Here is a 15,003-nt window from a genome sequence, read left to right on the forward strand (position 1 = left end):
ATGGTCGAAACATTGCTTGAAGTGCGCAATCTGAGTAAGACCTTTCGCTACCGTACCGGCTGGTTTCATCGACAAACCGTGGACGCGGTCAAGCCGCTGAGCTTTACCCTGCGTGAACGCCAGACCCTGGCCATTATTGGCGAGAACGGCTCAGGGAAATCAACGCTGGCGAAAATGCTTGCCGGAATGGTCGAGCCCAGCACCGGCGAACTGCTGATTGATGACCATCAGCTGGAATTCGGCGATTACTCTTATCGTAGCCAACAGATTCGCATGATCTTTCAGGACCCGTCGACTTCACTCAACCCACGGCAGCGAATTTCTCAAATTCTCGATTTTCCGCTGCGTCTGAATACTGACCTCGAGCCAGAAGCACGACAAAAGCAGATTATCGAAACGCTCCGTATGGTCGGGTTGCTGCCGGACCATGTGAGTTACTATCCGCATATGCTGGCGCCAGGGCAAAAACAGCGCCTCGGTCTGGCCCGCGCGCTAATTCTGCGCCCGAAGGTGATTATTTGCGATGAGGCGCTGGCGTCGCTGGATATGTCGATGCGTTCACAGTTAATCAATCTGATGCTGGAGTTACAGGAAAAACAGGGTATCTCCTATATCTACGTCACCCAGCATCTGGGGATGATGAAACATATCAGCGATCAGGTTTTAGTGATGCATCAGGGGGAAGTGGTCGAACGTGGCAGCACCGCAGATGTACTGGCCTCGCCGCTGCATGACCTGACCAAACGTCTTATCGCCGGGCATTTTGGCGAGGCGCTCACGGCCGACGCCTGGCGTAAAGACGGCAAATAATCCGAGGCGTACAATACGATGATTATTCCGGTTCAGTTTTCCTCTTTACCCGTGACGCCGTGGAAAAACGGCGGCGGCGAAACTCGAGAAATTGTCAGCCTCCCCTCGCCTGATGCGCCTTTTATCTGGCGCGCCAGTATTGCCACCCTGAGTAACGATGGGCCGTTTTCCCTCTTTCCTGAGGTTGACCGGGTGATTACCCTTCTTGAAGGGCAGCCGCTGTGGCTGCACGGCGACAACATCGCGCAGCGCCTTGAATTATGGCAACCGTGGGCTTTTGCCGGAGAATGGCCCCTCGTCAGCGAGGGCATTTCCGGACGCGGCCTGGATTTCAATATCATGACTCAGCGCTCGCGCGCCGCCGCTCAGGTCACGGTTGTCGCAGAGCAACAGCAGCCCGGCGCGGAAGGTATCGCCTGGGTGCTGCAAGGTCGCTGGCAACTGGCTGGCAAGACCTGTACAGCCGGTTCAGGGATCTGGTGGCACGGCGAGTCGCCGGGAGAGCTGCTCCCGCAATCTGCGGATGCCCGGCTTTTACTGGCCGAGATTGAACGCCGCTAACAACGGATGTCTGTCATATCAGAGGGTATACTCTCTTGTATGCACGGTAACCCTTACGTGATAAGGCGTAAGGGACGACAGAAAAATATCGTGACACAAGGGGTCGTCAGTGGGATATAATTCCCGGCTAAATTTGAGTTATTTTGAAATAACAACGCTAACCAAATGATTGTTAAAGTAAAAATACGCAATAACGATAAGGATTAAAGCTATGGGTTTTCTTTCCGGTAAGCGCATTCTGTTGACTGGCCTTGCCAGCAAACTGTCCATCGCCTACGGTATTGCGCAAGCAATGCACCGTGAAGGGGCTGAACTGGCGTTCACCTATCAGAACGAAAAACTGAAAGGTCGTGTGGAAGAATTTGCTGCGGCACTGGGTTCCAACATCGTACTGCCGTGCGACGTGGCTGAAGATGAGAGCATTGAATCTCTGTTCACCGAGCTGGAAAAAGTATGGCCGAAGTTCGACGGTTTCGTACACTCTATCGGCTTCGCTCCGGCGGATCAGTTGGACGGCGATTATGTTAACGCGGTCACTCGTGAAGGCTTCAAAATCGCCCACGATATCAGCGCCTACAGCTTTGTGGCGATGGCTAAAGCCTGCCGCGGTATGCTGAACCCGGGCTCCGCCCTGCTGACGCTGTCCTACCTGGGCGCAGAGCGCGCGATCCCGAACTACAACGTAATGGGTCTGGCGAAAGCGTCCCTCGAAGCTAACGTTCGTTACATGGCGAACGCTATGGGTCCGGAAGGCGTTCGCGTTAACGCTATCTCTGCCGGTCCGATTCGTACTCTGGCCGCTTCCGGCATTAAAGATTTCCGTAAGATGCTGGCGCACTGCGAAGCGGTCACCCCGATCCGCCGCACCGTCACCACTGAAGACGTGGGTAACAGCGCAGCATTCCTGTGCTCCGACCTGTCTGCAGGCATCTCCGGTGAAGTCGTTCACGTTGACGGTGGTTTCAGCATCGCCGCAATGAACGAGCTGGAACTGAAATAAGTTCTTTGCCCTCCTCGCGTCCGTGAGGAGGGTGCTTTCCCCCGCACTTTTCTTTTGTTATTCCAATCCGCTATTTGTTAGCACGTATCAATATTTTCTCCCGCTCCGGGGTTAAGCCAGGATAGTTCAGCATAGCGCAACCGCGAAACGGTGGTTTGCCACATACCGAACAAGGATCCCCCATGGAGCAACGCCGCGTTAACGGCAAAAACCACTGGTATCATGAGACCCAGTCAACAATCTGCCCGGTGGATGTATTGCCGCTCGTCCCTGAAGCCGCCCATGTCGAAGATCGCTTTCTACTCGACCTGACTCTGCCCGAAGATCTTTTCCAGGCGCATGCGCGTTGGATAGCGCCTGCCCGTCAGTTAGCCGATGCCTTCTTCCCGACGACAGTGGTTGTGAGCCGCTTGCAAACATTTAATGCCTACGACCGGCTAAGTACTGCGCTGACCGTGGCACAGGTTTACGGCGTACAGCGCCTGTGTAACCACTATGCTGCCCGCCTGGCACCGCTTCCCGGCCCGGACTCTTCGCGAGAGAGCAACCGTCGTCTGGCACAGATCACGCAATATGCTCGCCAGCTTGCCAGTTCGCCTTCGGTTATTAACGCGCTATCCCGCAGTCAGTTGGATGAGGTGGGCTTGACCAGCCGCGATATTATTCTGATCAATCAGATTGTTGGCTTTGTCGGCTTTCAGGCCCGCGCTATCGCCGCATTCCAGGCCGCATTAGGTTATCCGGTTCGCTGGATACCCGGCATGCCGCAGCAGGAAGATGCGCCAGAAGCGCTTTTTGCCGCGAGTGATGTCGACTGGCAGCCGGGCCTGGACGATTCAGATTTACACTACGCCAATGATGAGCGTCAATCGCTGTTAGCTGACTGGCAGAAGCATCCCGGTTTGTTCGAACTGGCACCGCTGCTGGCGACACAGGAGCCACCTCTTAGTGTGCTGGAACAAGTTCTGACACATCTCAGCGACGCGCAACAGTTTGTCAGTCAGGTGGCGCTGATAACCGCACGCATTAACGGTAGCACCAGCTGCTTTAACGCCTGGGTCGCACGATGTCCGGATTTGCCAGACCTTATTGAGGCTTTGCGTGGCCATGAGGCAGACGCTCAGGCATGGGGGCAGCAACATCCCCAGGAACGCGTCATTTTACAGGCCGTCCAGCTTTTGACCCGAGCCCCAGACCGCTTCAGCGCCGCCCAGCTAACTCCCCTTATTGAATACGGACTCTCTCGCACTTCGGCTATCGACCTTCTTGCCTGGTGCGGGCTGTGCGGTTGGATGAATCGACTAAAAATCGCCCTCGGGAATGTGTGTCAGCAGACGTAAAATGCTGAAACAGCGCTTGCTGAGGCAGGCATATTCGCGTAAAAATGTCAGCCGCTCTTTTAGCCACGAAAATAAGAAATTATGTTTCAGGACAACCCGCTGCTAGCGCAGCTTAAACAGCAACTGCATTCCCAGACTCCGCGCGTTGAAGGGGTCGTTAAGGGGACGGAAAAAGGCTTTGGCTTCCTGGAAGTCGACTCGCAGAAAAGCTATTTTATTCCGCCACCGCAAATGAAAAAAGTGATGCACGGCGACCGTATTATTGCCGTGGTCAATACTGAAAAAGAACGCGAAAGCGCTGAGCCGGAAGAGCTGGTTGAGCCTTTTCTGACGCGTTTTGTCGGTAAAGTTCATAAGAAAGATGACCGTCTTTCCATCGTTCCTGATCATCCGCTGCTGAAAGATGCCATTCCCTGCCGGGCCGTTCGCGGCGTTGAGCATGATTTTAAAGAGGGTGACTGGGCCGTAGCTGAAATGCGCCGTCATCCACTGAAAGGCGATCGCGGCTTCTATGCCGAGCTGACCCAGTTCATCACCTATGGCGATGACCATTTTGTACCGTGGTGGGTTACCCTCGCGCGCCACAATCTGGAAAAAGAAGCGCCGGATGGCGTAGCAACTGAAATGCTCGACGAAGGTCTGGAGCGCCGCGACCTAACGGCTCTGACTTTTGTGACCATCGACAGCGCCAGCACCGAAGATATGGACGATGCCCTGTACGCAGAGCTTGCCGCGGACGGTAAACTGCACCTGACCGTCGCTATCGCCGATCCGACCGCCTGGATTGCTGAAGGCAGCAAGCTGGACAACGCGGCGAAAATTCGTGCCTTTACCAACTATCTGCCGGGGTTCAATATCCCAATGCTGCCGCGCGAGCTGTCTGACGACCTGTGTTCCCTGCGCGCCAACGAAGTTCGTCCGGTTCTGGCCTGCCGTATGATTCTGGCTGATGACGGTACCATTGAAGATGATATCGAATTCTTCACTGCCACCATCATGTCCAAAGCGAAACTGGCTTACGATGATGTTTCCGACTGGCTGGAAAATAACGGCAGCTGGCAGCCAGAGAGCGATGCTATCGCTCAGCAAATCAAACTGCTGCAGGATGTCTGCCTACGCCGTAGCGAATGGCGTAAAACCCACGCGCTGGTGTTTAAAGACCGCCCGGACTACCGCTTTGTGCTGGGTGAGAAAGGTGAAGTGCTGGATATCGTTGCCGAACCACGTCGTATCGCCAACCGCATTGTTGAAGAGTCGATGATTGCCGCCAATATCTGCGCTGCCCGCGTGTTGCGCGATAAACTCGGTTTCGGCGTCTATAACGTCCATACCGGTTTTGATCCGGCAAACACCGAGCAACTGGCTGCGCTGCTGAAGACGCACGATGTGCACGTTGACCCGGTGGAAGTACTGACGCTCGAAGGCTTCTGCAAGCTGCGTCGCGAGCTGGACGCACAGCCGTCTGGCTTCCTCGACAGCCGCATTCGTCGCTTCCAGTCGTTCGCGGAAATTAGCACCGAGCCGGGACCTCATTTCGGTCTGGGCCTCGAAGCTTACGCGACCTGGACCTCTCCGATCCGTAAGTACGGCGACATGATCAACCATCGTCTGCTGAAAGCGGTTATCAAAGGGGAAACCATTGCGCGTCCACAGGATGACGTTGCGGTACAGATGGCGGACCGCCGTCGTCTTAACCGCATGGCGGAGCGCGATGTCGGAGACTGGCTATACGCCCGTTATCTGAGCCCAAAAGCCGGAACCGATACGCGTTTTGCAGCTGAAATCATTGATGTCAGCCGCGGTGGAATGCGCGTGCGTCTGGTCGATAACGGTGCTGTCGCCTTTATCCCGGCTCCGTTCCTGCACGCCGTTCGCGATGAACTGGTTTGCAGCCAGGAAAATGGTACCGTGCAGATTAAAGGTGAAGTCGCCTACAAAGTGACCGACGTAATCGACGTCACGATTGCCGAAGTTCGCATGGAAACCCGCAGTGTGATTGCGCGTCCTGCCGCCTGATAGACTGCTCTGTGCGGCTCCCGTTCGGAGCCGCATCCTGGCCCTTCCCGTTGTTTTCCTGCGCGTTTTCCGCTAATAACAGTAGATGAGTTAGGTTGTGAGTTTTTTTCGCTTCTCTTTTTCATCCGTTTTTAGCATCATTGATTTTATTCACATTTGTAACCAGGATTACGCCATGTCAGATCTGAATGCCCGCCTGCTCGCCCAACGTATTGATACCGTGCTGGATATCCTGGTTGCCGGAGATTATCACTCCGCCATTCATAATCTGGAAATTCTAAAAGCTGAACTGCAGGCGCTTTCTAGTGACGAACAGGAAGCCAAGCCCGGCCAAACTAAAGCGCCGTGGGAAATCTAAAAACCTTTATCGCCGCGGTCGGCCGTTCAGCGCCGATTGTCAGCCTCAAATAGCCCTTTAACTGTGATGTTGCTATGAACGCCCGACAACAAAGTATTTTGCAAATGGTCATTGATAAAGGCCGTATGAGCGTGTCCGATCTCGCGAAGATGACCGGTGTCTCTGAAGTCACTATTCGCCAGGATTTGAATTTACTGGAAAAGCAGAGCTATCTGCGACGTACCCATGGTTTCGCTGTTCCTCTGGATAGCGAAGATGTGGAAACTCGCATGATGACCAACTTTTCTATTAAACGAGAGCTGGCTACGCGAGCCGCTAAGCTTGTTTCTTCCGGCGAGACGGTGTTTATCGAAAACGGCAGCTGCAACGCCCTGCTTGCCCGTACGCTTGCTGAGCGTGGCGATATCACCATCATCACCGTCAGTAGCTATATCGCTCACCTGCTTAAAGAGACGCCCGGAGAAGTCATTCTACTGGGGGGGATTTACCAAAAACGCAGCGAAAGTATGGTTGGCCCACTGACGCGGCAGTTCATTCAACAAGTTCACTTCAGCAAGGCCTTTATTGGTATCGATGGCTGGCAAGCTGAAACCGGGTTTACCGGCCGGGATATGATGCGCGCCGATGTCGTCAACGCGGTGCTGGAAAAAGGCTGTGAAGCGATTGTGCTAAGCGACAGCTCGAAGTTCAGCGTCGTTCACCCCTATCCGCTAGGCCCTGTAGAACGATTTAATCGCATTATTACCGACGACAACCTAAACGATGCCGTTCGCGATCGGCTGGCTGCGTGCGGGTTAATCGTCGATATCGTTAATCACCCCTAACTCCCTATTTCGCTGCAACTCCTCACTCTGCCGGGTAAATACCCGGCTCATGCTTCGTCTGAGACTTTTCTGACACCTGAATTAAGACTTTTTACCTCCCTGAAAATTTTATAGAAAGTAAAATTAATGTTAGCGATATAACAGGAAGTGACTATCACCTGCGTGATTAGAGTAACACCTGCGCAACTCAGCTTCATGGAATACTCCTTAAGCAGGAGTAACAAGCTATGCTTATAGGAAGTTGTATCCGTGAATAGATTATTCAGGAGAAAATTATGATGACTTCAATGAACAAAAAAATGGCCGCTGCGGTCCTGGCAATAACCGTTGCAATGTCTCTGAGCGCTTGTTCTAACTGGTCTAAACGCGATCGTAACACCGCTATCGGTGCGGGTGCCGGCGCAATCGGTGGTGCAGTGTTAACTGACGGTAGCACCCTGGGTACGCTGGGCGGCGCCGCAGTCGGCGGTATTATTGGCCACCAGGTTGGTAAATAATATATATTGGATTAAAGAGAATAAAAATATAGTAACTGACTAGTACAGCAGCAAAATTTAAGGCCGCGATATTTATCGCGGCCTTATTTATTGATTAACCGCCAGCAAGCTTAACCCTCATTCCTTTGGCTTCCAGAAGCGATTTGAGTAAATCACGCTTATCGCCCTGAATCTCAATCACGCCATCCTTCACTGAACCGCCGCAGCCACATTTCTTTTTCAGTTCAGCAGCCAACTTAGCCAGCGCCTCGTCGTTTTCATCGATACCTGTAATCAAGCACACGCCTTTGCCTTTGCGACCGCTGGTCTGGCGCTGAATGCGCACAATGCCATCACCTTTCGCACGCTCTTGTACCTGTTTGGGCTCATCAATACGCCCGGTGTCCGTCGAATACACCAGACGACTGTTGGAATCGCTCATCACGCCCCCTTGTTCAATGATGCATTAATACTACTTAGCGTGGCGGCCGGATCGGCAGACTGAGTCACCGGGCGACCAATGACCATATAATCAACACCAGCGGCCAGCGCCTGTTCCGGCGTCATGATCCTCCGCTGATCGCCTGCATCGCTGCCTTGCGGACGAATGCCTGGCGTCACCAGCTTAAATGCCTGACCTAGTTCCCGTTTGAAGCGCACCGCTTCCTGTGCTGAACAAACAACGCCATCCAGGCCACAGTTCTGGGTCAGCGCCGCCAGCTTCGCGGCATAATCGGCTGGGGAAAGCGTAATGCCCAGATCCTGTAGGTCGCTGGCTTCCATACTGGTTAATACGGTCACCGCGATCAGCAGCGGCGCATCATTACCAAATGGTAGCAAGGCTTCACGTGCGGCGGTCATCATGCGCGCGCCGCCGGAGGCATGAACGTTGACCATCCAGACGCCGAGTTCTGCCGCAGCAGCGACCGCCCGCGCCGTGGTATTTGGAATATCGTGAAATTTCAGGTCGAGGAAAACCTCAAAACCACGCTGGTGCAGACAGCGGACAAACTCCGGCCCCAGCAGAGTAAACATCTCTTTGCCAACCTTCAGTCGGCAGTCGCGTGGGTCGATGCGGTCGACAAATGCCAGCGCTTTATCACGGTTATCATAATCGAGAGCAACAACAATGGGAGAGGATGTGACAACGCGGGAAGAAGATGTAGCAGTAGACGTCATGACCGGACCTTAATTGTTGATGGGCGCCAGTGTGGCGCAAAAAAGGTAAACGGGCAGCATTCTACCTGCGATGAGGCGAAAATGACAGGTTGTATTTCCCGCCCTGCCAGGCGGGTTTACTTCCGATGCCAAAGGAAATGGAGAATAAAAACACCCTAGTATGTTGTAACTAAAATGCGGATTTTTTTTAATCTACTGCCCATCAAGGCCGCGAATTGGCTTAATTGTTGCCCATGAGCGACAGGATGGACAGTGCCAGTACAGGGTATGGGCGGTAAAACCACATTTCTGGCAGCGGTATCGCGGCTTACTGCGAACCTGTTCACCGACCATCTGGCGTAAAACGCCCAGGCTCTCTTTCGCCCGCCCCTCTTCAGCCTCGTTGATATGGTAGTCAATCAGCTTATGGAACACGCGCATCGTCGGATGTCGCTCCAGCTGACGCGTGACGTAGTTTTGCGCCGACTCCATACCTTCCCGCTGTTCAAGGATTTGCGCCAGCATTAAGTCAGCGGTCGCCCCGGTATTTTCTTCTGCGCAGCGGCGCAAAAACGCTTCCCACTCATCGGTTTTGCCCAGCTGCTGGTAACAGGTTTGCAGCATATCTAACGTTTCGCCGACCAGTTCTTTGTCCTGCTCGATGACGCGCTCCAGGCTCTCTACCGCTTTGGCATAATCGCCCTTTTCCATCCATACCCGGCCCATCATAATGGAGACGCGAGCGCTATTACGATCGGCAGCGGCACCTTTTTTCAGTAACGTCATGGCCTTATCCAGATCGTTACCCGCCATTTGCTGTAAGGCAAGCTCACACCAAAAATTGGCAATTTCGCCGCGATGTTTATCTTTGCCCAGCTTAACCAGACGTTCTGCCATTTCGATAGCGGACTGCCAGTCGCTGGTTGCCTGATAAATTTGCAGCAGCTGTTGCAAGGCGCCGAGACGAAAATCGGTTTCATCCACCAGCTGTTTAAACATGCTTTCCGCACGGTCATACAGACCAGCGGCCATGTAGTCGCGACCGAGTTGCTGTACGGCCAGCAGTCGCTGGTCATACGTCAACGAAGCGCTTTCCATCAGGCTTTGGTGAATGCGAATGGCCCGGTCAACCTCGCCGCGGGAGCGGAACAGGTTACCAAGCGTCAGGTGGGCTTCAACGGTACCGGTATCCTCTTTCAGCATATCGAGGAACAGATCAACGGCTTTATCCTGCTGATTGCTCAGCAGGAAGTTGACCCCCGCCACATAATCACGTGACAGACGGCTCGCATCGTCCTGTTTGGACTGTTGTGCACTTCTGCGCCCCATATACCAACCGTAGGCAGCGGCAACGGGCAAAAGCAGAAACAACAACTCCAACATAAATGATTATTCCTTCACTGCGGGAACACCGGCTTGCGCAGGTGTAGCGCTGGTTGGCGCGATCTGGTGTTCCAGACGCTTGATTCTACGTTCAGCACGCGCCAGCGAGACGCGAACGCGCAGCCAGAAAAGGCCGCAAATCAGCCAACCAATAGCAAAACCAGCAGCAAACAGGACGGCCAGCAGTGTCGAAATCCGGAATTCACCCTGCGCGAGCAAATAATTGAAAGTGACTACCTGGTCATTTTGCGCACCCAGCGTCACTGAAATGACAAAGATCGCTAACACCAGTAAGAAAATGAGTAAATATTTCACATTACTTCCCGTTATGTGGGTTGCGCGAAAAAATCCCGCGTTCAGCCCTATAAAGTATCATTTTCGCCGCAGCGGTGAAATGGAAATGCACAACGCCAGTACAGGATATGCGGCCTGATGGCGGTAAAATCAACATTACTCCGGTGCTGCAGCCCTTTTTTTAATGTCCTGAGCCTCTTCTCCCGGCGGCGATAGCGGACCACAAAACCGTTGCGTAAGCCAGGTCGCCAGGGTAACCAGCAGCCAGGAAATCACGGTTGCCACGATCAAGTCCAGCGGCCAGTGCATACCAAGCGCCAGGCGGCTGCCCATCACCGCAGTGGCCCATGTTAGCAGTAGCGCCAGAGTGACCCAACGACGCCGCGGCCACAGCAAACCAACGCCGAGTAATGCCCAACTGGCGGCAAACATCGTGTGACCGGATGGGAAAGCGAATCCAGTCTCTTTCTGCCAGTGCTTACGCAGAAATTTAGGAATTTGCTGCTCTTGCGCTAGCTGCTCATGCACCAGTTTAGCGCGATCTTTACGTTTCAATGCGTAGAATTGATTCACTGGCACTTGTTGCGTCTTTTCCAGCCAAATGACGAAGGGTCGAGGCTCCTGCACGCGATCTTTAATCCAGGATTTCATGCCCTGCCCGATCAAAATTGCAGCCGCCAGAATCAGAAACAGCACGATTGCCGCCCGTAGACGAAAACGCAGGCACCACAGGAACCAGCCGCACAGGATAACATGGGTAATAACGCCCCAGGGTTGAGTCACCGTTTCGGTCACCCAATACAACAGCTTCATCACCCCTTCCGGCAACCCTGGATGCCATTTCCAGCCGGAAATCCAGACTACAACAGGCATAACCAATAACAGCGCCGCGCCAACGGCGGTTCGTCTGGCAATCAACAGCATCTCGTCTCCTTATCATTGACCTGGATATCATAACGGAAAGTGGTTCGTTTGTGCGCTTTGCACGCAAGCAGCCGTGCGCAATTAGGAGAACGTCACGCCGTTGTGGCAAAATAGCGGCAAACAGAAGCACAGTCAGGTGCTGATAGAATCTGGAGAATCACATGCAGCTTAAACGTGTGGCAGAAGCCAAACTGCCAACCCCATGGGGCGATTTTCTCATGGTGGGTTTTGAAGAACTGGCAACCGGGCAGGATCATGTTGCCCTGGTTTTTGGCGATATCTCGGGGCAGATCCCCGTTCTGGCTCGCGTACATTCAGAGTGCTTAACGGGCGATGCCCTTTTTAGTCTGCGTTGTGATTGCGGGTTTCAGCTAGAAGCGGCATTGTCGCATATTGCCGAAGAGGGCCGCGGCATCCTGCTATATCACCGTCAGGAAGGGCGCAATATTGGCCTGCTGAACAAAATCCGCGCCTATGCTTTACAGGATCAGGGTTATGACACGGTCGAAGCTAACCATCAGCTCGGTTTTGCCGCCGATGAGCGCGACTTCACGCTGTGCGCCGATATGTTTAAGTTGCTCAACGTCGATCAAGTGCGCCTGTTAACCAACAATCCGAAGAAAGTCGAAATTCTGACCGAAGCAGGCATCAACATTGTTGAACGCGTACCGCTGATCGTGGGTCGTAACCCGAAAAATGCGCACTATCTGGATACGAAAGCCGCCAAAATGGGGCACTTGCTCAATAAATAATCCGGGCAGAAAAATTCAGGGCCAGCATACGCTGGCCCTCTTTGTTTAAAGCATCGAGGTTTATAGCATATTGCGAATGACATAATGCAAAATGCCATCGTTCTGGTAGTACGTCAGCTCAGTGGCGGTATCGATACGACAGCGGCAGTCTATAACGTCCAGTTTGCCATCTGCTCGGGTTAGGGTCACCGGAACCGTCATCCCCGGCTGCAGTGATTGCAGGTTGCTGATATCGATCCTCTCCTCACCAGTGAGTCCCAGCGTTTTACGCGTAACACCCTGCGGGAATTCTAACGGCAATATCCCCATCCCAATCAGGTTCGAGCGGTGGATACGCTCAAAAGATTCGGCAATAACCACCCTGACGCCAAGTAGACGCGGTCCTTTCGCTGCCCAGTCGCGGCTGGAGCCTGAGCCATACTCTTTCCCGGCGATCACCGCCAGCGGCGTGCCTTCATCTTTGTACAACATTGCCGCATCATAAATCGCGACAGGTTCACTATCGGGAAGATGGCGCGTCATCCCTCCTTCCACTCCGGGCACCATTTCGTTGCGAATACGGATATTGGCAAACGTACCGCGCATCATCACCTCGTGGTTTCCGCGTCGCGAACCGTAGGAGTTAAAATCGGTGCGTTCAACGCCATGATTTTGCAGGTAACGACCCGCCGGGCTATCGGCTTTGATGCTACCCGCCGGTGAAATGTGGTCAGTCGTCACTGAGTCACCCAGCATCGCCAAAATGCGCGCGCCATGAATGTCTTCTACCGGTTTGGGTTCAACGCCCATGTCGTCAAAGAACGGCGACAGGCGAATATAGGTTGAGTCATCCTGCCAGTCGTAGGTATCAGAGCGATCGACTTTTATCGACCGCCATTCGGGCGTCCCTTCAAACACCTCGGCGTACTCCTTATGGAACATCTCCGTCGAAACCTGCTCAACCGCACGCGCGACTTCGGCTCCACTTGGCCAGATATCTTTCAGATACACGGGCTGACCGTCTTTGCCGATGCCCAACGGATCGCGGGTCAGGTCGAGGTTCATATTGCCCGCCAGCGCGTAAGCTACAACCAGGGGTGGCGAGGCCAGCCAGTTAGTTTTCACCAGCGGATGAATTCGGCCTTCAAAGTTACGGTTACCGGAAAGCACGGCCCCGACGGTCAAATCGCCCTGTTTGATTGCGCGCTCAATCGGATCCGGCAACGGCCCGGAGTTACCGATACAGGTAGTACAACCATACCCCACCAGGTTAAAGCCCAGCTCATCAAGATATGGCGTCAACTTTGCGTGGGCCAGATAGTCGGAGACCACTTTCGAACCCGGCGCCAGCGAGGCCTTCACCCACGGCTGCGGCTTTAGTCCCCGCTCGACAGCATTTTTTGCCAGCAGGCCGGCGGCCATCAACACGCTGGGGTTAGAAGTGTTGGTACATGAGGTAATCGCGGCAATCGCCACCGCACCATCCGGCAGCGAATATTGCTGTCCGTTCAACGTATAGTCGATGGGCCGTTTGTCTTTCTGCGCATGGTTAACTTCCAGCTCGGCGCTGGCGGCAAAAGCTTTAGGGACATCACCCAGAGCAACGCGATCCTGCGGGCGCTTCGGCCCTGCCAGGCTAGCTTCTACGGTCCCCATATCCAGCGCCAGAGAGCTGGTGAAGACCGGTTCATCCCCTGGCTGTCGCCACATCCCCTGCGCTTTCGCATAGGCTTCCACCAGCGCCACCTGCTCTTCGCTGCGCCCGGTCAGGCGCATATAGCTCAACGTGACGGCATCAATAGGGAAGAAACCGCATGTCGCGCCGTACTCCGGCGACATATTAGCGATGGTGGCACGGTCTGCCAGAGGTAGTGAATCAAGTCCATCTCCGTAGAACTCGACAAATTTACCCACTACGCCGTGTTTGCGCAGCATTTGCGTCACGGTTAGTACCAGGTCGGTGGCGGTGATACCTTCACGCAGCTTGCCGCTCAGCTTGAAACCGACAACATCCGGGATCAGCATGGAGACAGGCTGCCCCAGCATCGCGGCTTCCGCTTCGATGCCGCCAACGCCCCACCCCAGTACGCCGAGGCCATTGATCATCGTAGTATGCGAGTCGGTCCCGACCAGGGTATCCGGGTACGCCACCCATTCGCCGTTTTGCTCTTCACTCCATACCGCCTTGCCAAGGTACTCAAGGTTAACCTGGTGGCAAATCCCGGTGCCCGGCGGCACCACGCTAAAGCGGCTGAACGCCTGCTGTCCCCAGCGCAAAAATACGTAGCGTTCGTGGTTACGCTCCATCTCAAGACGGACGTTCTCTTCAAATGCATCATCATCGCCAAAGCGGTCTACCGTCACCGAGTGGTCAATGACCAGATCGACGGGAGAGAGCGGATTCACTTTGGCGGTATCGCCTCCCAGGCGTTTTACCGCTTCACGCATCGCTGCCAGATCCACCACTGCGGGAACACCGGTAAAATCCTGCATCAGCACACGTGCCGGTCGGTAGGCGATCTCTCGATCAGCATGAGCATTTTTCAGCCATCCGGCCAGGGCGTGAATATCTTCGGCGGTTACCGAATCACCGTCCTGCCAGCGCAGAAGGTTCTCCAGTAGTACTTTGAGCGATTTAGGTAAACGTGACAGATCGCCCAATTCTTTGGCGGCCAGCGGTAAGCTGTAGTAATGCCAGGTCTTATCATTAACCTGTAAGGTTTCCTTGCTGGCGGCTCGTAGGGTTGACGACATAGCTCCTCCTTAACATAGGGATAGCAAGCCCTGATCCTCCTCAGGGACATTATTAAAGATAACACATCTTTGACGTAACATTTTGATAACAACCCAAATTGCTAAAATCGATGAAACGCATCAAGACAGAAATTTTGAATAATGGGTGCTAAAAATATTGAGAAGGTTTGAATGAGGTGCGTTTTATTACTGCGGAGTTGTATTAGTACACGAGTACAAAAGAAGAACTAATCGCCACTATTTTGACGATTAGTTCAGCAGAGTAAATTTATAGAGAGAGACCAAAAAGGCAAAAAATATATACTCCTTATGACTGTTATTTTATCGAATGGAAATAGTTCTCAAATCCAGTTTGTCATAAAAAAGACACAATC

15 protein-coding genes are annotated in these 15,003 nt (G+C 53.6%); 9 read left to right on the forward strand and 6 right to left on the reverse strand.

The window, feature by feature from the left end; translation table 11 throughout:
• The 8 genes from sapF to osmB all read left to right on the forward strand — a co-directional run bounded on the left by sapF (position 1) and on the right by osmB (position 7,406).
• Positions 1-810 carry a putrescine export ABC transporter ATP-binding protein SapF gene (gene sapF / locus ACMYSL_RS16530; RefSeq protein ID WP_110273484.1) on the forward strand — a complete coding sequence of 270 codons (810 nt, stop codon included), beginning with the start codon at positions 1-3 and terminating at the stop codon, positions 808-810.
• 18 nt (positions 811-828) lie between these two features.
• A complete protein-coding gene (locus ACMYSL_RS16535) occupies positions 829-1,371 on the forward strand; it encodes a HutD/Ves family protein (protein ID WP_112216492.1) in 543 nt (180 codons plus the stop codon).
• Positions 1,372-1,582: 211 nt separating this feature from the next.
• A complete protein-coding gene (gene fabI, locus ACMYSL_RS16540) occupies positions 1,583-2,371 on the forward strand; it encodes an enoyl-ACP reductase FabI (protein ID WP_112216491.1) in 789 nt (262 codons plus the stop codon).
• Positions 2,372-2,553: 182 nt separating this feature from the next.
• Positions 2,554-3,711 (forward strand): carboxymuconolactone decarboxylase family protein, encoded by a 1,158-nt coding sequence (locus ACMYSL_RS16545; protein WP_304258529.1) that lies wholly within the window; start codon positions 2,554-2,556, stop codon positions 3,709-3,711.
• An 81-nt stretch (positions 3,712-3,792) separates the two neighbouring features.
• Positions 3,793-5,727: an exoribonuclease II gene (locus tag ACMYSL_RS16550; RefSeq protein WP_434659116.1), complete on the forward strand. Its 1,935-nt coding sequence runs from the start codon at positions 3,793-3,795 to the stop codon at positions 5,725-5,727.
• A gap of 175 nt (positions 5,728-5,902) precedes the next feature.
• Complete coding sequence (locus tag ACMYSL_RS16555; protein ID WP_182238156.1) at positions 5,903-6,085, forward strand: YciZ family protein; 183 nt, start codon at positions 5,903-5,905, stop codon at positions 6,083-6,085.
• Between the two features lie 74 nt (positions 6,086-6,159).
• Positions 6,160-6,909, forward strand: coding sequence for a DNA-binding transcriptional regulator YciT (gene yciT, locus ACMYSL_RS16560; RefSeq protein WP_304258525.1), 750 nt, complete (start codon positions 6,160-6,162; stop codon positions 6,907-6,909).
• A gap of 278 nt (positions 6,910-7,187) precedes the next feature.
• A complete protein-coding gene (gene osmB, locus ACMYSL_RS16565; RefSeq protein WP_434664125.1) occupies positions 7,188-7,406 on the forward strand; it encodes an osmotically-inducible lipoprotein OsmB in 219 nt (72 codons plus the stop codon).
• A 94-nt stretch (positions 7,407-7,500) separates the two neighbouring features.
• On the opposite strand, the gene yciH is transcribed toward osmB, so the two are convergent.
• The 5 genes from yciH to pgpB all read right to left on the reverse strand — a co-directional run bounded on the left by yciH (position 7,501) and on the right by pgpB (position 11,144).
• Entirely contained in the window at positions 7,501-7,827 is a 327-nt protein-coding gene (gene yciH / locus ACMYSL_RS16570; RefSeq protein ID WP_304258523.1) for a stress response translation initiation inhibitor YciH, read from the reverse strand.
• Positions 7,827-8,564 carry an orotidine-5'-phosphate decarboxylase gene (pyrF, locus tag ACMYSL_RS16575; RefSeq protein WP_304258521.1) on the reverse strand — a complete coding sequence of 246 codons (738 nt, stop codon included), beginning with the start codon at positions 8,562-8,564 and terminating at the stop codon, positions 7,827-7,829. Before pyrF ends, yciH begins: the two co-directional genes overlap by 1 nt.
• A gap of 192 nt (positions 8,565-8,756) precedes the next feature.
• A complete protein-coding gene (gene lapB, locus ACMYSL_RS16580; RefSeq protein ID WP_181482501.1) occupies positions 8,757-9,926 on the reverse strand; it encodes a lipopolysaccharide assembly protein LapB in 1,170 nt (389 codons plus the stop codon).
• 6 nt (positions 9,927-9,932) lie between these two features.
• Entirely contained in the window at positions 9,933-10,241 is a 309-nt protein-coding gene (locus ACMYSL_RS16585) for a LapA family protein (protein WP_110273496.1), read from the reverse strand.
• Positions 10,242-10,376: 135 nt separating this feature from the next.
• Positions 10,377-11,144, reverse strand: a complete 768-nt coding sequence (gene pgpB, locus ACMYSL_RS16590) for a phosphatidylglycerophosphatase B (protein WP_181482502.1) — start codon at positions 11,142-11,144, stop codon at positions 10,377-10,379.
• A gap of 161 nt (positions 11,145-11,305) precedes the next feature.
• Here pgpB and ribA point away from each other — a divergent pair, with 161 nt between their 5' ends.
• On the forward strand, positions 11,306-11,896 hold the full coding sequence (gene ribA, locus ACMYSL_RS16595; RefSeq protein ID WP_110273498.1) for a GTP cyclohydrolase II: 591 nt from the start codon (positions 11,306-11,308) through the stop codon (positions 11,894-11,896).
• Positions 11,897-11,956: 60 nt separating this feature from the next.
• On the opposite strand, the gene acnA is transcribed toward ribA, so the two are convergent.
• Positions 11,957-14,629: an aconitate hydratase AcnA gene (gene acnA / locus ACMYSL_RS16600; protein ID WP_304258512.1), complete on the reverse strand. Its 2,673-nt coding sequence runs from the start codon at positions 14,627-14,629 to the stop codon at positions 11,957-11,959.
• Between the last annotated feature and the right edge of the window lie 374 nt (positions 14,630-15,003).

It is taken from the genome of Klebsiella sp. MISC125, from assembly GCF_051131775.1.
Taxonomy (GTDB): Bacteria; Pseudomonadota; Gammaproteobacteria; order Enterobacterales; family Enterobacteriaceae; genus Klebsiella.